15 protein-coding genes are annotated in these 18,122 nt (G+C 56.8%); 9 read left to right on the forward strand and 6 right to left on the reverse strand.

The genetic code is table 11. The features are described from left to right. Positions 1 to 339 precede the first annotated feature (339 nt). From DIS04_RS15895 to DIS04_RS15925, 7 genes are all read left to right on the forward strand, one after another. Positions 340 to 1,803, forward strand: a complete 1,464-nt coding sequence (locus DIS04_RS15895) for a catalase (protein WP_111414765.1) — start codon at positions 340 to 342, stop codon at positions 1,801 to 1,803. Positions 1,804 to 2,220: 417 nt separating this feature from the next. Then, positions 2,221 to 2,907 carry a hydrolase gene (locus DIS04_RS15900; RefSeq protein ID WP_111414766.1) on the forward strand — a complete coding sequence of 229 codons (687 nt, stop codon included), beginning with the start codon at positions 2,221 to 2,223 and terminating at the stop codon, positions 2,905 to 2,907. A 137-nt stretch (positions 2,908 to 3,044) separates the two neighbouring features. Then, a complete protein-coding gene (locus tag DIS04_RS15905; RefSeq protein ID WP_111414767.1) occupies positions 3,045 to 3,317 on the forward strand; it encodes a XapX domain-containing protein in 273 nt (90 codons plus the stop codon). A 47-nt stretch (positions 3,318 to 3,364) separates the two neighbouring features. Beyond that, a complete protein-coding gene (locus tag DIS04_RS15910) occupies positions 3,365 to 5,260 on the forward strand; it encodes an amidohydrolase (RefSeq protein WP_111414768.1) in 1,896 nt (631 codons plus the stop codon). 69 nt (positions 5,261 to 5,329) lie between these two features. Then, a complete protein-coding gene (locus DIS04_RS15915) occupies positions 5,330 to 6,952 on the forward strand; it encodes an MFS transporter (protein ID WP_111414769.1) in 1,623 nt (540 codons plus the stop codon). Between the two features lie 50 nt (positions 6,953 to 7,002). Beyond that, the gene (locus DIS04_RS15920; RefSeq protein ID WP_111414770.1) at positions 7,003 to 7,305 is read left to right on the forward strand and encodes a GNAT family N-acetyltransferase; all 303 of its coding nucleotides are present in this window, start codon (positions 7,003 to 7,005) and stop codon (positions 7,303 to 7,305) included. Positions 7,306 to 7,349: 44 nt separating this feature from the next. Beyond that, positions 7,350 to 8,297 (forward strand): pirin family protein, encoded by a 948-nt coding sequence (locus tag DIS04_RS15925; protein WP_111414771.1) that lies wholly within the window; start codon positions 7,350 to 7,352, stop codon positions 8,295 to 8,297. A gap of 374 nt (positions 8,298 to 8,671) precedes the next feature. Here the strand turns inward: DIS04_RS15925 and DIS04_RS15930 are convergent, their stop codons facing one another. Beyond that, positions 8,672 to 9,244 carry a helix-turn-helix domain-containing protein gene (locus tag DIS04_RS15930; protein ID WP_111414772.1) on the reverse strand — a complete coding sequence of 191 codons (573 nt, stop codon included), beginning with the start codon at positions 9,242 to 9,244 and terminating at the stop codon, positions 8,672 to 8,674. Positions 9,245 to 9,530: 286 nt separating this feature from the next. Here DIS04_RS15930 and DIS04_RS20970 point away from each other — a divergent pair, with 286 nt between their 5' ends. Together DIS04_RS20970 and DIS04_RS15940 are read left to right on the forward strand one after the other, a co-directional pair. Further along, on the forward strand, positions 9,531 to 9,629 hold the full coding sequence (locus tag DIS04_RS20970; protein WP_218938177.1) for a hypothetical protein: 99 nt from the start codon (positions 9,531 to 9,533) through the stop codon (positions 9,627 to 9,629). Positions 9,630 to 10,011: 382 nt separating this feature from the next. After that, positions 10,012 to 10,896, forward strand: coding sequence for an AraC family transcriptional regulator (locus DIS04_RS15940; RefSeq protein WP_218938178.1), 885 nt, complete (start codon positions 10,012 to 10,014; stop codon positions 10,894 to 10,896). Between the two features lie 349 nt (positions 10,897 to 11,245). Here DIS04_RS15940 and DIS04_RS15945 read toward each other — a convergent pair whose 3' ends face one another. The 5 genes from DIS04_RS15945 to DIS04_RS15965 form a co-directional block, all read right to left on the reverse strand. Beyond that, complete coding sequence (locus DIS04_RS15945) at positions 11,246 to 12,277, reverse strand: 2,5-dihydroxypyridine 5,6-dioxygenase NicX family protein (protein WP_111414774.1); 1,032 nt, start codon at positions 12,275 to 12,277, stop codon at positions 11,246 to 11,248. 187 nt (positions 12,278 to 12,464) lie between these two features. Continuing rightward, positions 12,465 to 13,991, reverse strand: coding sequence for a sodium:solute symporter family protein (locus tag DIS04_RS15950; protein ID WP_111414775.1), 1,527 nt, complete (start codon positions 13,989 to 13,991; stop codon positions 12,465 to 12,467). Continuing rightward, the gene (locus tag DIS04_RS15955) at positions 13,984 to 14,172 is read right to left on the reverse strand and encodes a hypothetical protein (protein ID WP_111414776.1); all 189 of its coding nucleotides are present in this window, start codon (positions 14,170 to 14,172) and stop codon (positions 13,984 to 13,986) included. The genes DIS04_RS15950 and DIS04_RS15955 overlap by 8 nt, the downstream gene beginning before the upstream one ends. Positions 14,173 to 14,174: 2 nt before the next feature. After that, positions 14,175 to 17,195, reverse strand: coding sequence for a c-type cytochrome (locus DIS04_RS15960; protein WP_111414777.1), 3,021 nt, complete (start codon positions 17,193 to 17,195; stop codon positions 14,175 to 14,177). After that, a complete protein-coding gene (locus DIS04_RS15965; RefSeq protein ID WP_111414778.1) occupies positions 17,188 to 17,682 on the reverse strand; it encodes a (2Fe-2S)-binding protein in 495 nt (164 codons plus the stop codon). Before DIS04_RS15965 ends, DIS04_RS15960 begins: the two co-directional genes overlap by 8 nt. Positions 17,683 to 18,122: the final 440 nt, after the last annotated feature.

Here is an 18,122-nt window from a genome sequence, read left to right on the forward strand (position 1 = left end):
CCTGATCGCCGGGGCATAGGCCTACCGGCTGGTCACGCGCCTGGCCGATAGACCTGGCTGATTGCCTGGAAGTCCAACAGACACTCGGTGCTGATGGCTCGTATAGTCGGGAGGGTGCTTGGCTGTAGCACATCGTACTGACTGCTGGGGGCAACATGACTCAGCGTATCAAATCGCAAGATCGGCACCGACCCAGCAGAATCGGCGACGTAGCGCCCGACAGCGCTCGCTACAATTCTTTCGATACTTGGCTCCGCACCGCAAGCCCTGCCAGCGGGATCACGGGCCAGCATGTGCATAAGTCGGAAAACGGGAAGACAAGAAAGGAGTGTGCTGACGATGCCTACCCATGACACTCCGCCCCCACGCCTGACAACCAGTGCCGGCACTCCGGTCGTTGAGAACCAGAACAGTCTTACCGTTGGTGCTCGCGGCCCGGTCCTTATGCATGACTGGCAACTGATCGAGAAACTGGCTCATCAGAACCGCGAGCGGATCCCCGAGCGCGTCGTCCATGCCAAGGGTTGGGGCGCGCATGGCGTGCTGAGGATAACGGGCGACATATCGCACCTGACTTGTGCCGACGCGCTACAACCCGGTGCCGAGACGCCGATGATCGCGCGCTTCTCGACCATGGCTGGGGAGATGGGTGCCGCAGACCATGAGCGGGACGTACGTGGCTTCGCACTTAAGTTCTACACGAAAGAAGGCAACTGGGATCTGGTCGGCAACAACACGCCGGTTTTTTTCGTCCGCGACCCGCTCAAGTTCCCGGATTTCATTCATACTCAGAAGCGACACCCGCGCACCAACCTTCGTTCGGCGACAGCCATGTGGAACTTCTGGTCCCTGTCGCCCGAAAGCCTTCACCAGATAACGATTCTCTTCTCTGACCGCGGCCTTCCGGTCAGCCCGATGCATATGAACGGCTACGGCAGCCATACCTACAGCCTTTGGAATAACAAAGGGGATCGGGTCTGGATCAAGTTCCACTTCAAGACGCGGCAAGGCCACCGCCATTACACCAACGCCGAGGCTGAGGAGGTCGTGGGACGAACCCGCGAAGGCTATCAGGAAGCGTTGTTCGGCGCGATCGAGTCCGGAGAGTTTCCCCAGTGGACTGTGCAGGTGCAGATCATGACGGAGGCCCAAGCGCAAAAATTCCCCTTCAATCCGTTTGACCTCACCAAGGTCTGGTCGCATGCGGATTTCCCGCCGATCGAAATCGGCGTTCTTGAACTCAACCGCAATCCCGAGAACTACTTCACGGAGATCGAGCAGCTTGCCTTTAGTCCGTCAAACGTTGTCCGGGGGATAGGCCACTCGCCGGACAGGATGCTGCAGGGCAGGATCTTCTCCTATGCGGACGCCCAACGCTATCGGCTTGGCACCCATTACGAAGCACTGCCGGTCAACAGGCCACGTTGCCCCGTGCACCATTATCATAAGGACGGGGCGATGCGCTTCTTCGACAACATGTCCCACCAGGATGCCTATTACGAGCCGAACAGCTTCGGTGGTCCGATGGAGGACCGCTCATTCACCGAACCTCCACTCGATCTGTACGGCCCGGCTGCTCGGTTCGATCATCGGGACGGTAGCGACGACTTCAGCCAGCCGCGCGCCCTGTTCCTGCTGTTCGATGAGGGACAGAAGGCCCGACTGTTCGCTAACGTCGCGGCTGCGATGTGCGGGGTTCCACCCTGCATCACCGAACGGCAGATAGAACTCTTCCGACAGGTCCATCCGGATTTCGGTGCCGGCGTCTGTGAGGCGCTGGACGCATTGGACCCTCAGTTCTGAGTAAGTTCGAGCCACAAAGGATGACATGTATGAGTGGGTACCTAGCAATCGAAACGGGCTGTCCCGACTATGTCGGAAGCGTTGTGATCGAAATCATCGTTCCGTGTTCACGCAACGTCGGCGGACGATGGGCGCTTTGCTAGCACAAGACGCTACAGCTGTCTAGTTCCCAGCACCGGCAAGATCGGACTAGATGCTGTAGCTCCCGAAGCCTGTAATGAAGCTACTATCCGAGATGAGAAGACACTCAAGGTTTGACACTTGAGGATACTGGTCAAATGCTGATGGGCGAACTTGGCTGATTTTTGTTTGGAAGCAGGGAAAGCTGGCGGCATTCCTTGCGCTATTTCGCTACCTGCCGCTGATAATGGTTCAAGCAGTTGTAATGAACTCCCCATCTTTCGAAGGAGAAATATAATGTCAAAAGAATTACTCGAAGTTTTGACCCCTAAAAACAGTCAGATCATCTTCATCGATCAACAGCCACAAATGGCCTTCGGGGTGCAGTCCATTGACCGTCAAGCCTTGAAGAATAATATTGTCGGCTTGGCCAAGGCAGCGAAAGTATTTGACATTCCCACGACCATTACGACCGTTGAAACCGAAAGTTTCTCGGGTCACACGTATCCAGAACTGCTGGCTGTATTTCCTGACCATGAGATTCTTGAGCGCACCTCGATGAACTCCTGGGATGATCAAAACGTGCGCGACTCACTGGCCTCAAATGGTCGCAAGAAGGTGATCGTCTCTGGATTATGGACCGAAGTGTGCAACACTACCTTCGCGCTTTCTGCCATGCACGATGCTGGATACGAAATCTACATGGTCGCGGACGCTTCCGGCGGTACCTCGCTAGATGCTCACGACTATGCCATGCAGCGCATGATTCAGGCCGGCGTGGTACCAGTGACCTGGCAGCAGGTACTGTTGGAGTGGCAACGCGACTGGGCTCACCGGGATACCTACGACGCTGTGATGGCGATCGCAAAGGAACATTCTGGCGCCTATGGCATGGGCATCGACTATGCTTACACCATGGTTCACAAGGCCCCTGAGCGTGTGAAACATGGAGATCGGGTCGGTCCTAAACCCGCTAACAAATAAGCTCATAAAAAGTCTGGGTGAACGACACGGGGATGACCGTTCACCCAGACTAAAGCTACCTGAAAAGCATCAAATTCTTGTGAGGCCATTTGCAGGTAAACGGGATTCAGGTAACACAACAATCCTCGGGGTGAGCTATGAAGATCTATGTCTTGTCATTGGGAGCTGGCCTACTGGTTGGCATCATCTATAGCCTATTGAGTGTACGCTCACCGGCTCCTCCTTTGGTAGCGCTGGTCGGTTTGCTCGGCATTCTGATCGGCGAACAGGTCGTTCCAGTCGGCAAACAATTATTGACTGGCTCTGCTCTCAGTGCTGCTTGCTCTAAGACACATTCGATCGAGCATGTGCTTGGGCAATTGCCCGGTCGACATGCTTCGAAAAAGGCACCGGAAGACAAACCTTCGTAAGCAGCGTACTAGGGCGCTGCCACGCTTCTTGTAAAGGAAGTACCCTCATGCCTAACTCTGCCCCCGACACTATTTTCTATAATGGCCGGATAACAACTCTCGATCGGGCCAACCCAACTGCTACTGCGGTCGCGATCAAGGATGGCAAGTTCCTGGCCGTCGGTCCCGATCAGGAAGTCATGACCCTTGTTGGCGCCAATACCCAGATCGTTGACCTAAGGCGTCGCAACGTGCTACCTGGTCTATACGATAACCATACTCATGTCGTGCGTGGCGGCTTGAATTTCAATATGGAGTTACGTTGGGATGGTGTGCGCTCGCTGGCTGACGCGATGGATATGCTTAGACGCCAGGTCGCTGTTACCCCGGCACCACAGTGGGTACGTGTGGTTGGCGGCTTCACCGAGCACCAATTCGTTGAGAAAAGATTACCAACAGTCGCTGAAATAAATGCGATTGCTCCAGATACACCGGTTTTTCTACTACACCTTTATGACCGTGCGCTGCTTAATGGTGCTGCCTTACGGGCCGTCGGTTATACGAGGACCACGCCAGAACCTCCTGGCGGCCAGATCACCCGCGATGCCAATGGCAACCCCACCGGCCTGCTGCTGGCCAAGCCCAACGCGATGATTCTTTATTCAACTTTAGCTAAGGGCCCTACGCTACCGTTCGACTACCAAGTCAACTCTACGCGTCACTTCATGCGCGAGCTTAACCGTCTTGGGGTTACTGGCGTTATAGATGCGGGTGGTGGTTTTCAGAATTATCCCGATGATTATGCAGTGATTCAAAAGTTGGCTGACGAAGAGAACATGACTATCCGTTTGGCCTACAATTTGTTTACCCAGAAGCCTCAGGAGGAGAAAGAGGACTTTCTCAAATGGACTTCAAGCGTTACTTATAAGCAGGGTGACGATTATTTCCGCCATAATGGCGCTGGTGAAATGTTGGTTTTTTCGGCAGCGGACTTTGAAGATTTCCGCCAGCCGCGTCCAGATATGCCACCTGAGATGGAGGGCGAGCTGGAAGAAGTCGTGCGTATTCTGGCACAGAATAAGTGGCCGTGGCGTCTTCATGCCACCTATGACGAGACCATTGCTCGCGCACTGGATGTATTCGAGAAGGTTAATCAGGACATTCCGCTGGATGGTATCAACTGGTTCTTTGACCACGCTGAGACCATCTCTGACAAATCCATTGACCGTATCGCTGCACTGGGTGGCGGCATCGCGGTGCAGCACCGCATGGCCTATCAAGGCGAATATTTTGTAGAACGCTATGGTGCTCGCGCTGCCGAGGCGACTCCACCCGTCAAACGCATGCTCGAGAAGGGCGTTAAGGTATCCGCTGGAACCGATGCTACACGTGTAGCCTCTTATAACCCTTGGGTGTCTCTGTCGTGGATGATTACCGGAAAAACAGTCGGCGGTCTCGGTTTGTACCCGCGAAAGAATCTGCTCGACCGCGAGACGGCTCTGCGCATGTGGACCGAGAAGGTGGCCTGGTTCTCCAACGAGGAAGGCAAGCGGGGCCGCATCGAGGCAGGCCACTTGGCTGACTTTATCGCACCGAGTCAGGATTTCTTCAGCGTGCCTGAAGACGAGATCTCCTTCCTGACTTCCGACCTAACGGTAGTGGGTGGTCGCGTTGTCTATGGTGACAAGGATTTTGCGCCACTGGACGACAACCCACTACCGCCAGCGATGCCTGACTGGTCGCCGACACGCAGCTTCAAGGGCTATGGAGCCTGGGGCGAGCCAGAGGGCGCAGGCAAGAACTCCCTGGCACCGTTGCACGCTCATGCGATGGCCACCTGCGGCTGTGCTAGCGCCTGCAGTCTACATGGCCATGATCATGCTAAAGCGTGGGGCTCCCCTGTGCCAACATCGGATCTTAAAGGCTTCTTTGGAGCTCTCGGCTGCTCTTGCTGGGCCGTGTGAGGAGGTTTATCTAATGTATATGTTTATTTCGTTGGAAAAAAAATCACTTAGTATGATGGGTGGCGCAACATGAGTACGGCCACTGACAACCCACTTCCCGTATCACCTGACAATGCTTTTGCTCCTTTGCGGCAGACTCTTTTCGCCGTACTTTGGGCGGCCACCATCATCGGCAGCATTGGCAGTTTTGTGCGTGATGTGACCAGTGCCTGGCTGGTAACTGATCTATCCTCCTCGCCAGCGGCTGTCGCTATGGTGCAGGCTGCCGCTGCTCTGCCGGTTTTTCTCTTGGCGATCCCGGCAGGTGTGCTTTCCGATATGCTCGACCGTCGTAAGTTACTGATCTGTGTTCAGCTTCTGCTTGCCGGAGTCAGCGTTTGCCTCGTCATTCTATCGCTTGTGGATCTGCATTCTGTGGCATCACTGATCATGCTCACTTTTATAGGAGGCATCGGCGTTGCTCTGATGGGGCCAACTTGGCAGGCTATCGTTCCTGAACTGGTCGACAAGAAAGACTTCAAGAACGCAGTGGGACTCAACTCGCTGGGGATCAACATTGCCCGTGCCGTAGGTCCTGCGCTGGGCGGCCTGCTGCTGGCCAGTATGGGGGCAGCGTTTACCTATGGAGTAGACGTCCTGAGCTATGTATTTGTGATTGCTGCGCTGATTTGGTGGAAACGGCCCGCAACGCAACGGGATGTCCTATCCGAACGCTTCCCGGGTGCTTTCCGGGCCGGGCTACGCTATGCCCGCGCCAGTCGTGAACTGCATGTGGTTCTGCTGCGCGCCTTTCTCTTCTTTGCGATGGCTAGTTCAGTCTGGGCACTGCTGCCTCTGGTCGCGCGTCAGTTACTGGAAGGCGGCCCAAGCTTCTATGGCATATTGCTTGGAGCTGTTGGCCTGGGGGCTATCGGAGGGGCTACTGTGATGCCTCGCCTGCGTATATACCTTAGCGCCGATGGTCTACTTCTCACTTCCGCATTAGTCACTTCGGCCGTCATGACTTTGCTATCCTTGGCGCCACCTAAATGGCTTGCAGTTTCCTCGCTGTTGATCCTTGGGGCCGCTTGGATTACTGCGCTGACCACGCTCAATGGTGTCGCCCAGGCAATTCTTCCTAATTGGGTGCGCGGCCGCTCTCTTGCGGTATATCTGACGGTATTTAATGGAGCCATGGCTGCTGGCAGTTTGGCATGGGGGGTGATCGCTCAAGTGATTGGCGTGTCGTCGGCGCTACTCTCTGGTGCGGTCGGGCTAGCGGCGATCGGATGTATTGCACATCGTATCAAGTTGCCCAAGGGCGAATCCGACTTGGCACCGTCCAATCACTGGCCCGAGCCGCTAACGGCCACTCCAGTCGAGTATGATCGTGGACCGGTACTTATCCAGATAGAGTATCGAGTCGCCCCGGAAGATCGTCCAGCGTTTTTGAAAGCATTGGCTAGGCTCTCGGGTGAAAGGCGGCGTGATGGTGCCTATGCGTGGGGCATTACCGAGGATTCCGCTGATTCCAGCTTGATGCTGGAATGGTTCCAAGTCGAATCCTGGGCAGAGCATCTGCGTCAACATAAGCGCGTTTCTAAATCAGCCGCCGATATCCAAGAAGAAGTCTTACGTTTCCATCAAGGGAAGGAAGGTCCGGTTGTGCGCCATTTCCTGACTTTCAATCATCCACATGAAGGTCGAGCGTGAGAACTACTTGGGGGGACTGATTTTCCGAATAATTTAGCGAGGAAATAGAAATGTCTAGTATTCCTGAATACTCTTTTACCATTGCACATGAAGCTAGCGATACCAAGGGGCTCTATGTAGTTGAACTCAATGGGGCCAAAGCAGAGATGACCTATTCTAAAGCGGGGTCTTCGATGATCATTATCGATAGCACCGAAGTTCCTGATGCCATGCGCGGACAAAAGGTGGGTGTGGCACTAGTGAGCCAAGCGGTGAGGGACGCTCGTTCTTCGGGTAAGAAAATCATGCCGTTATGCCCATTTGCGAAAGCACAGTTTGCACGCCACTCGGAGTGGCACGATGTGTTGCTATAATATACGAATCAATTTTTTCTGCCTCTCACTTCTGGAGAAAACTTATGAGCTGGATGCCTGGTTTAGAGCCCACATGCCCATCCGCCGGTAGCTTGAATGACATAGAAACGCTGATTGTACCTCGCGCGCGAGACTTGGGTGGTTTCGAGGTGCGCCGCGCACTGCCTTCCCCGAAACGTCAGATGGTGGGGCCGTTTATTTTTTTTGATCAGATGGGGCCTGCTGAGTTTCTTGAAGAAGAGGGAATAGATGTTCGCCCACATCCCCATATTGGTCTTGCTACGGTTACGTATCTGTATCAAGGAGAGTTCCAGCATCGTGATAGTCTTGGCACCGACCAAATGATTCGTCCTGGCGCCGTAAATTGGATGGTAGCAGGTAATGGGATAACTCACTCTGAGCGCACCAGTTCTAGCACTCGTCAGAACAAGCACTCGGTACTCGGGATACAAACTTGGGTTGCACTTCCCGAAGCCTATGAAGACCAGCCTGCCAGCTTTGAGCATCATGGCGAAGACTCGTTGCCGATGCTGGAGGGTGAGGGTAAAGAAGTGCGCCTTATTCTAGGTACGGCCTGGGGAGAGCGGGCCCCGGTACAAACCTTCTCGGAAATGTTCTATGCAGATGCGATACTGCAGCCAGGTGCAAAGCTCCCATTACCGGATGGCCATGAGGATCGTGGGATTTATGTCATGTCCGGTAGTGTCATTATCGCAGGGGAAACCTTCGACGCTGGCCGCATGATGGTGTTCCGACCAGGCGACCCTATAACAATTGGGGCCGGTGAGGCTGGAGCTCGATTAATGTTACTGGGCGGCGAAACCCTGAATGGTCCTCGTTATATCTCTTGGAACTTCGTCGCCTCTTCACGGGAAAAACTGGAGGCAGCAAAGCAGGCATGGGTAGAGGGCGACTTTGAACATGGCCGCTTTCGCCTACCACCGGGCGATGACGCTGAATTTATCCCCTTTCCTGGACTATCTGGCAAATAAATGCATCACTTTGGGGCCGGGGTTCCCTCGGCTCCTCCCACTCTACCGCTCGTAAGGTTTCGTACGCGAGTTCATGAAGAACGAATTGCCCGATTACTGTGTAGTGTATCAAAAAAGGTGCCCAGCCGATCGTACCGATTCATCAGCAGAGCTTGATTCGTATGCGTGGCGACAGCATTCCTGAACGCGGTGGCGTGCAACTGCCATCCTTTCCTTACACGCTCTTATGTAAAGATGTGGACTGATAATGGTGGCAAGCCAGGCTGTGAAAGCCGCCTGCAAGCGGAGCCTTACCATCGACGAACTGGCCCAGGCGATGCCCTGCAAGCTTTCGGCCGACGCCGGGTAACGATGCCTGTCTCCTCATTCCAATGTTAGCCAAAAATTTGTCGCCACTTCTGCGGAGTTAACCCTGTCTCGCGTCGAAACGTCCGACTGAAGTGGGATTGATCGCAAAACCCATGGTCGAGTGCAATCTCGGCCAAGGGCATTCGACTTGTCAGCATTACCTGACGGGCCAGTTCGATGCGTTTATGTGCGACGTAAACTTGGGGGGCGACACCCATGGCCTGCTTGAATGCATGGGAAAAGTAGCTGACGCTCAGGTTGAGGGCCGCCGCCAACTGCGTTGTGCGAATGGCAGAATCGATATGCTGAACGATGAAGCTATCTAAGCGCTTGATTTGCCAGCTTGCCAGTCCCCCTCTGAATCGGTTGCGTGCCGAACTACTCTGGTCGGCGTGGTTCAGTAGATCGATCGCCAAGGACAGCCGCACGATCGCAGTTTCGCTATCGCTCCGCAACACATTTTGGGCATCAACAATTAACCGACGCACGGCTTCTACGGATTCTAACGGGACGTCTGAGGGGTACTGCTCAGTAGAATCGACATCCAGAGCGTCCGCATGCAGAACGACAGCAGCCTTAGTGCCGAGGCTCGTGTTCATGATTTCCGTCTCCAGCTATCAGAGGCCTAATAATTTGCGAAAACATGCGGAGCGTAAAGACCATTAAGGGAGGCGCCAAAACAACCCATAAGTGTGGGTCGTTCAGATACAGTATTGTAACAATCTTTACGCCATCGCTACGACGCTGGCCCGGTGAATGAAGAGGGGAATCGACTTCTATTGGTTGTTCCTGTCAGCGTTCCGGATCTTGCAACACAGCTTTTGCGAATCAGGGCTACCGGTAATCCAAGATGATACGTTAGGGTAAAAAGTATATGGCAAAATAGTGATTGGGGCTTCAATGCAGTACTTCAGCATCGCTTCGTCGCTACGCGCTTGGTTCGATCACGTGCTGCGACCACGTGTCACCTTCGCAAATAGTTAAGCCGGTCCGGAAGGACTGATAAAGGGGGGCGAGCAATCGTGGGGACACAAAGCATGAGTTTTAGTGAACACGTCCCTTTGCGAAGAGTGCAAGGATCAGCTAGGATTATAACGTAACCCTAGTTGCTAGAGCTTTGTTTTTGTCTGGCTAATTATACTGTTTCTTATGGGCATGCTGACTAGCCGAATTACAGCCTGGCAGGGATTTCGCTGCTGGACAATACGAGATTCAAAGCCATCATTTAGTAATATCATATGCAGTAAATGGCCACTATGGTGGGGCCGAGGCCCGGTTTTCTAACATTGTTTGAGCCATATCTGATGTGCGTGCCGGAGCGAAAGCTCTTCGTATGAAGCAGTCTGCACTGCCAGAGGACACTACAGTGACAACAACTACCTATTCGTCCTTCACCCAATGGTACTGCGAGGGCCGCCTCGCCTCCTATGTACGCATGATGAAATCGCCCGGCGGAATCCTAAGTCTACTTGAGGCAGCGCAACCGGCCGGGGACATGTCTGACCCTGCCGTACCGGACCTCACTCTGTATCAGGACTTACTCGGTGGTTGCCGTGTCAGCGGAAACATGGGAGGCGGACATTTTGATGAGATGAGCGAAAGGGGCGGTTTTTTTCTCGCCGCGCCGAACTTCGCCAATACGGTCATGGTCGATGCCAGCCATCAGCTTCGAAGTTTATCGTTTCCTCTAACGCACTGGCAGAAAGTGCTCGATGAAGCCGCAGACGGACGGCTTTCGATGGAATGCTTTCGTGTGCATAGAGGGTCATTTCATTCGCCGGCCATACAATCTGCGTTGCGGAACCTATGGGCCTTGTCTAATGAGGAGGGGGTGCCGTCGCGTCTCCTGGCGCAGGCCGCCGGCTGCGAGATTCTCGCCGAGCTGTGCCGGTTGAGCGGGGCGCCGTTCACACCGACAAGGGGCGGCCTGGCCCCGTGGGCAAAGCGTCGCTGCATGGAGCTGATGAGGGAGCGACTTGCGGAAGACATCAGTCTCGACGAACTGGCGGCGGAGGTACAACTCTCAACTTTCCATTTTGCACGCATGTTCAAGCAGAGCGTCGGTGTTCCGCCACGCGTCTACCTGACGGGACTGAGAGTGGAGAAAGCCTGCGAGCTCCTTGAACTGACGGAGCTTTCGGTTAGTGAGATCGCCCAGGAGGTCGGGTACTCGTCCAACCAGGTTCTCGCTCGGGTATTCACCAAGTATCGGCACATGAGCCCGACAGACTATCGTCGAGCAGTTCGGTAACTGTCATGCCGGGGAGCAGACCATCAGCATCTGAAGGCCAACTAGCGCGGCGTCCTGGCGAGGCCATGGCCTGTTTCAACTGTCGATCATGCCTTGGCCCGGCACCGTGCCTTTGCGGACATCCAGCCAAGGTGATTGAAACAACGATTCGAGAGTTCTATTTCGGTACCCCCCTATATCTCGCCGGGGTTGTGGTGAGTAATAAACCGGGACGAGTGGTGAATACACACTGTCGATAGATCGTGTTTGTACCCATTCAGCCACAGCAGCGAGTACCGCAACGTGCTGTAGATCAGTCTGCTGTATGAAGGAAATCGCCCCAGGTTAAAGTGGCCTGGGGCTTTCGATCCTATTTCTGACGAATTGTAATGTCCTTTTCTACAATGTCGCCATTGATCAATACGGGGTTGTCGTCTAGGAAAAGAGAGCAGTTTCTCATAGGAATGTCCAAGTGGCAGGCGGTATCATTTTTTCCGCCAAGCTCATTGTTGGGACCAGTTGAGAACATGACATTCCCATAAAAGCTTCTGGGTTCCATGCCCATGCCGCCAGGAAATTCTCCTGGAACCATTCGATGCCATTTGGCATCTCGATTCATTCCCCATCCGATGTGACTCATGCCAAAGCCACGTTCATCCTCGAAGCTTGCCATGTAGGATTTTACAATTTCCGCTTCTAATCCACCTTGAATGTTAGTGATCCATCCTTTTTCTATGGTATATGTAATGGGTTCTCTAACATAAATGTTCTGTGGTAACAGAATGTCGCCCGGTGCTACGACTATGGTGCCATCCACCCCATCATCATCACCGCCTGTGAATACAAAGCCAGAAGGCCAATGATCCCATCGGCCCGGTTCGTCAGTGCAGGCGTACTCTGTGACGGTAGGGTATGTGTTTAGTTTGTACGTAACATCCGTGCCATGAGCCGAGGTGATACGCATCACCTTTGCTTTTGAAAGAAGCTCGCCGGCTATCTCGACCTTCTCCTTTAGCTCTTGGTTGGGAAGCATTCTGGCCAGTAGTTCCGGAGGCTCTACGACAGTGAGTATGCGCGTTCCCGCTGCCTGTATGGCCACTTGCTCTGGTGAAAAAAGCAGGAAAATACAGTCTATTAACATGTCGCAATTTTTGAGAGCCTCTACCGCGTCGGGCATGCTGGCTAGGCCAGTGGTGCCCACATTCCATCCTCCTGTAGGTAGTGGGGAAGGTAAGCGCATATGATACATACTAGCGCCTAATCGCTGTCCCGCCGCCATGAATGCGTCAGCATAATCGATTCTTTCACTACCTTGTGTTAGAACGATCACTTTCTCGCCTTCATGAACGCCCGACATTTTTAGCTGATGAAGACAAATTTCTGTAAAGCTTGCCTGATCCATGATGTTCTCCGCTTCAGGTCGGTGTTGAGGTTCAAGGCTTGGGATACGTCGTGCGAATCTGGCTTGAAAGAGAGTTAATTGTTGGCATGCCTGACTCTGGTAGTTGAACGCTCTAGGGCAGGGGGCGATTTCGCCCCCTGTCGAGCGCTAATTACGCTCTTGGTTTGTGTGCAGTGTGTCCGTGTTGCTACTGGACTTTACTCTGAAGTGAAGGAGGGAGTTCCGTCTCGCTTTTTTTTGGCTTCAGCGACTTTTTCGAAAGCTCTTCCTTGATGGCTTCCATAAAACTATCTGCAGCAGATTGGCAAGGTTGGGTAACAAGGCTTACGCCAACGAATAGCACGCTGGAGACGATGATCCCCCATACTCCAGCGGGGAGCCCCAGGAAGGAGTTGCCGATGGCATAGACGAACAGTACGAAGGCACCGGTGCCCAGCACACTCACCAGAGCGCCGGCGGCGGTGCCGCGTTTCCAGTAGAAGGCACCGATGATCGCCGGCACCATGGCCACCAGTCCGGATGAGGCCGCGACCGACAGTACCGCGATCAGGTCGAGCTGTAGCTCGGCGAAGCCCAGCGCCATGAGCGCGATTACCGGAATGACGATCTTGCCGACCAGCAGCTGACGCTTCTCGCTGGCACCCGGTTTGACATTGGCATAGACGTCACGCGCCAACATCGAGGATAGGGTCAGCATGATCGAGTCGATGGTGGAGACCGCCGCGGCCATGATCCCGATCATCACGATGACGCCCAGCACCGGCGGCACGAACTCGGACGCCAGCAGCGATGGCGTGGCCAGGTCGGCGCTTTCCAGGCTCGGGAAGGCGGCCAGGGCCGAGAAACCCCAGAGCACCGACACCAGGGTGTAGATGAAGCCGAAGACCAGGAAGCCGATCAGCATCTGCCGCATGGAGCGCAGCGAGGAGGGCATGAACAGCCGCTGGCTGACCTGGGGATTGGACAGGCTGAAGAAGAACCAGGGGATGGTCAGGCCGAGGAAGGTGATGAAGCTGAACAGGCCGGGGCCCGGTACCGTCAGCGACTGAGGGTGTTCGGTGGCCAGGGTCTCGAACAATGCGGCGAAGCCGCCGAGGCCTTGGATGACCAGGAAGGCGACCAGGGTCGAGGCGACGATCATCATGATCGCTTGCAGAGAGTCGGTCCACATGACCGAGCGAATGCCTGCCACATAGGAGAAGAAGATAGCGATCGCCGTGGCCAGCATCACCCCGGTGGTGAAGGGAATGGCGCCGTTGGTGGTGCCTTGCAGCAGGTAGCCGACCCCGGCCAGTTGCACTGCCGCATAGGGGATCAGGAAGATGCAGCTGGCTATCGACACCGCCATGGCGACCCGCTTGCTGTTGTAGCGGTGCCCCAGCATCTCGCTCGGGGTCACGAAGTTGAACTTCTTGCCCACGGCCCAGAACTTCGGCCCGAAGATGGCCACCAGCGAGACACCAGCGAAGTAGATGATCTCGAAGCCCAGGGCGCCGACGCCACCGGCGTAGGTGAGCCCGGCGAGCCCCACCATCATGAAGGCACTGTAGGTTGTGGCACTGTAGCTCAACGCCGATACGAAGCCGTTCATCTGCCGGTTACCCAGGAAATAGCCCGACATGCTCTCCGACTTGCCTTGGCGCGACAGGATGGCGATGCCGATGGCAATCAAGAGATAGATGGCGATCGACCACCAGATCAGTGACTCAGTCATTGCCGTGCTCCTCGAAGTCCTTGGTGATGAAGAGGTTCAGAGCGATGACCGCGAGACCGGCAATCGTCCAGAACAGGAAACTGCCATACCATGCCTGCACATGAGTCAACAGCGTGTAGGGCACTAGGTAGCAGAGCAGGACCACTGCCCAGACCAGCCATATCCACTTGCTTCTTTTCATGATCAACCTCGTCTTGTTGTTGCGTCAGGGGTGGGGGAAGGACTGTTGTTATGCTGGCGAATCGCCGTCACGCGCGACTCGATGTTTCGCCAGGGGGCTTGGTCGGGCGCAAAACGCGCCCGTAGATAGGCCGTCAGAGTGACGACCTGGGAGTCGCTGAAGCTGTCGGCGAAACCGGGCATATTGCCGAGGCCGGGTACATGGTCGGCATGCACGCCACCCAGGATCGACTGGATGACATTGTCGGGATGCTGGCTATGTAGGTTGGTGTTCAATGCCAGCGCGGTCTGGGCGCTGGTGAAGGAAGGCGCGCCACTCTCCATATGACAGCTGGCGCAGGCTCCTTCGAACAGGCGTTCTCCCTCCTCCATGCCGGCGGGGCCGCTCTGGGCTGTGGCGATGCGAACCGCAGCGTCGGCTTGCACGGTCTCGCTATCGCCTGCCGGTGCGTCCATCTGGACCGCCACATAGTGGGCCAGGGCGCGTACGTCATACTCGGGCAGCTTGCCCAGGCCGGCCACCACCGGTGCCATGGGGCCCGAGGCTGCACCATGCAGTGACGATGCACCGTGGCGCAGGTAGTCGTAGAGGGAGGCCTCACTCCAGGGAATTGGCGAGCGGGACAGCCGATTGAGCGGCGGCGCCTCCCAGCCGTCCACCATGGCGCCTGAGAGGGCGTATTGGCCGCTGCGCTCGGCCCCCATGGCATTGCGCGGCGTGTGGCAGGCGCTGCAGTGTCCCAGGCCTTCGGCGAGATAGGCGCCGCGATTGTAGAGTTCACTCTGGCCGGGATCGGGCTCGAAGGGGCTGGGGTCGTGGTAGAGGGCGTTCCAGCCGGCCATCAATAGCCGGAAGTTGAACGGAAAGCTCAGCGCATTGGCCGGTGTCTCGGCGCTCACTGCGGGCTGGGCCATCAGGTAGGCATACAGCGCCTGCATGTCGGCATCGCTGATCTTGGCGAAGGCCGTGTAAGGGAAGGCCGGATAAAGATGCTTGCCATCGCGGCTGATGCCGTGACGCATGGCGCGCTCGAAGGCCGCATAGGACCACTGGCCGATCCCGGTCCCCTCGTCGGGCGTCAGGTTAGTGCTATAGAGGGTTCCGAATGGCGTCTCGAAGGCACGTCCGCCGGCATTCTCCTGACCTCCCTCGACGGTATGGCAGGCCGCACAGTCGCCGGCCGCAGCCACCAGCCGTCCCCGTTCGATGGTCTCGGCGGAATAGAGGTTGGCTGCGGGGCGGTTGATCGGCGTGATCGCTCCCTTCCAGGGCCAGGCCATGACCGCCGTGCCGGCCATTGCGGTCAGGGCCGCCGCCTTGAGCCAACGGCGCCCAGAGCGTTTGGTCGGTCTGCCGGGTGTCTCTTCCTGCAAGGAATCGGCCTGGTCGTGGAGAGCCTGACGTACGCGGCCGGCGGTGAAGGGTGGCTGACGGAAGCGCACGCCGGTGGCATCGAACAGCGCATTGGCGATCACCGCCACGCCGGGTGCAAGATTCACGTCGTCGAGCGGCTGGAGCAGCGAGGTCGTTGCCTCAGCGTCTGCGCTCTCCCTGGTTGCCATGGCGGTGTGGATTGCCAGCGCACCGCCGGGCGTCGGATCGACATTCTTATCGTCCTTGCTGCCATCGCCCCATTCGTCGAAGGCCGGGTCGCGTCCCAGCAGCGGACGAGCGCTACCCAGCACCCGGGCCTGCAGGGTCTGCTGCAGGCGATCCGTGTCTACCTCGGGGCCGGCGTCCTGGCCGACCACCAGCCGAGCCAAGGTCACGTCACCGGTAATACGGTTCACCTCCACGTCGGCAATCCAGGCCGAGCGCACGCCTTCCGGGATGCGTTGATGCCGGTCGGGCAGCTGTGAATAGGCGAAACCGCGACCGCGCAGCCGATCCGGTGATGTGGTAGTGACGGACGACAGCGCTTCGCCCCATCGGGCGCGCTGCGACACCGAGGTGATCAGCTCGACGCCACGGGCGTCGTCGAGGTGACGTAGCCGCAGCGTCAGAGGATCCTGACCACTTTCGTGGGCCACCTCGTCCAGGAAGGATTCCCGGGCAAAGGCCTGCTGGATCTCGGCGAGGTGCTCGTTGCGCCGACCGGTGCCATGATCGTCGCGACGGGTGGTCAGTTGGGCGTTATTGAAGTCATAAGGCGAGAAGAACGGTGTTCTGCCGGCCACGGTCCGCCGGGCGGGCGGCCTGCCGCAGAGCCACAGGCCTACGGCGGCGATATCGCCCGAGGCATGGGCCTGATGATAGCGGTAGTCGGCGATATCGCCGCTCTCCGCCAGGTCGGCGCTCAGTGTGATGCGCTGTGCCTGTCCCAGGGCATGCACATCACGGGTATAGGCGGCATCCAGCCATACCGCCACGGAGCAGCCCAGTTGCCGGGACATCACTGCGGCATCCACGGCGGCATCGTCACCACAGTGACGCCCCAGGCCGGAGACCCGCGCCGGGGTGGTCCCGTAGAGCTCGATCCGCTCGGCCGGCAGGCCGGTGAGGGTCATCAGGTCGTGAATCAAGGCCTCGGGCGTGATCGTTTCTCCCCACAGCATCAGGCGTTGACCGGAGCAGTCGGCCACCACCCAGCCGGGGGTATCGCCCCAGCGAAGTCGGCTCGGCCAGCCATAGTCATGTCGATGGGACGAGGCCGTCTTGGCATATTCCGTCGCCAGCTCCCGGGATGCCGCCCCGGTTGTCACGGGAAGCGGGGTGGCGTCACCTTGACCGGCCCCGGAGGGCGCCCGCCATTCGAGCCTCAGGTGCCGCGCAGCGTCTTGCGCCGCGGCCAGACTGTCGGCCACCACGCCCACGAAATCACCCTCGATGACGATTTCAACTCGGCCCGGCAGGCCCGCCACGCTGGTCCGATCCACGGCTACCAGTCGATCGCTGACGAAGTGCTCGCCGTTCCAGGCATAGTGGGGCGGCCTTACCGCTACACCGAAGCGCTTGGGCGACGCAAGCGGAGCGGGGAGCTCTGTGGGTTCAGCCCGGGAAGTGGGGGGCTGCCGATCACTCATGGGGCGCCTCCGGCGACTCGGCGGTGCTGATTGCCACGGCGCGACTCGCCGCCTCGAGAATCTCCACGTGAGTGCCGCAGCGACAGAGGTTGTACTCCAGAGCGGCCCGCAGCTGGGCTGATGAGGGCCTAGGGGTATGATTGAGCAAAGCGCGCACGCTGATGATCATGCCATTGAGGCAGTAGCCGCATTGGGCGGCCTGGGCCTCGATGAAGGCGCTTTGGACTGGGTCGAGGCGGCCTTCGCTGGCCAGGCCCTCGAGGGTAAGGATCTCATGCCCGACCGCGACCGAAACCGGCAGCACACAGGCTCGGGCGGCCATGCCGTCGATCAGTACACTGCAGGCACCGCACTCGCCCAGGCCGCAGCCGTATTTGGGGCCGTTGAGTTCCAGGTCATTGCGCAGGACGGTCAGCAGGGGGGTGTCCGGCGGTATTGCCAGCTCGTAGGAACGGCCATTAACAGTCAGGGAGATCGCTTCGGTCATAGGGACTCGTCGTTATTCTTGGCGCTATCCACATTTATCGACTCCTGAAGGAGCCAGTTCAGGCATCACCCTGCGCTTCCCTTTGCGGATCCGGATGTGCTGATTGATTGCAGTGTATACGCTATTAATTTTAGGTTTCTACACATATAGCACCTTGCGTCCTGTTTCTGCAAGCTATGATCTGCGTCATGCTTTTCCTTCGAAAAATTACTGTTTCATGGGCGTTGGTCAAGATTCTTCTCTTTTTCTCCTGATGTGGGCGCTCGGCGAGACGATCGGGTAAACGGTGCTTGACGTAAAAATAAATGGTGTATACGTTGTAGTTGAGCCTCGTTTTACCCCGGCGTGTGCCCCATGCTGGAGCGCCCCCCGACGAAGAGTCGCTCTGCGCATGCCCTCTGCCCTTTGGGCATCGAGGAAGATCAATAAAATCAAACAGG

Origin of the sequence: Billgrantia lactosivorans (assembly GCF_003254665.1) — a bacterium.
Classification (GTDB): Bacteria; Pseudomonadota; Gammaproteobacteria; order Pseudomonadales; family Halomonadaceae; genus Halomonas; species Halomonas lactosivorans.

Bases quoted from the DNA above. Each gene is read 5' to 3' on its own strand.
- DIS04_RS15895 (WP_111414765.1), top strand. From the start codon at position 340: ATGCCTACCCATGACACTCCGCCCCCACGCCTGACAACCAGTGCCGGC.
- DIS04_RS15900 (WP_111414766.1), top strand. From the start codon at position 2,221: ATGTCAAAAGAATTACTCGAAGTTTTGACCCCTAAAAACAGTCAGATC.
- DIS04_RS15905 (WP_111414767.1), top strand. From the start codon at position 3,045: ATGAAGATCTATGTCTTGTCATTGGGAGCTGGCCTACTGGTTGGCATC.
- DIS04_RS15910 (WP_111414768.1), top strand. From the start codon at position 3,365: ATGCCTAACTCTGCCCCCGACACTATTTTCTATAATGGCCGGATAACA.
- DIS04_RS15915 (WP_111414769.1), top strand. From the start codon at position 5,330: ATGAGTACGGCCACTGACAACCCACTTCCCGTATCACCTGACAATGCT.
- DIS04_RS15920 (WP_111414770.1), top strand. From the start codon at position 7,003: ATGTCTAGTATTCCTGAATACTCTTTTACCATTGCACATGAAGCTAGC.
- DIS04_RS15925 (WP_111414771.1), top strand. From the start codon at position 7,350: ATGAGCTGGATGCCTGGTTTAGAGCCCACATGCCCATCCGCCGGTAGC.
- DIS04_RS15930 (WP_111414772.1), bottom strand. From the start codon at position 9,244: ATGAACACGAGCCTCGGCACTAAGGCTGCTGTCGTTCTGCATGCGGAC.
- DIS04_RS15945 (WP_111414774.1), bottom strand. From the start codon at position 12,277: ATGGATCAGGCAAGCTTTACAGAAATTTGTCTTCATCAGCTAAAAATG.
- DIS04_RS15950 (WP_111414775.1), bottom strand. From the start codon at position 13,991: ATGACTGAGTCACTGATCTGGTGGTCGATCGCCATCTATCTCTTGATT.
- DIS04_RS15955 (WP_111414776.1), bottom strand. From the start codon at position 14,172: ATGAAAAGAAGCAAGTGGATATGGCTGGTCTGGGCAGTGGTCCTGCTC.
- DIS04_RS15960 (WP_111414777.1), bottom strand. From the start codon at position 17,195: ATGAGTGATCGGCAGCCCCCCACTTCCCGGGCTGAACCCACAGAGCTC.
- DIS04_RS15965 (WP_111414778.1), bottom strand. From the start codon at position 17,682: ATGACCGAAGCGATCTCCCTGACTGTTAATGGCCGTTCCTACGAGCTG.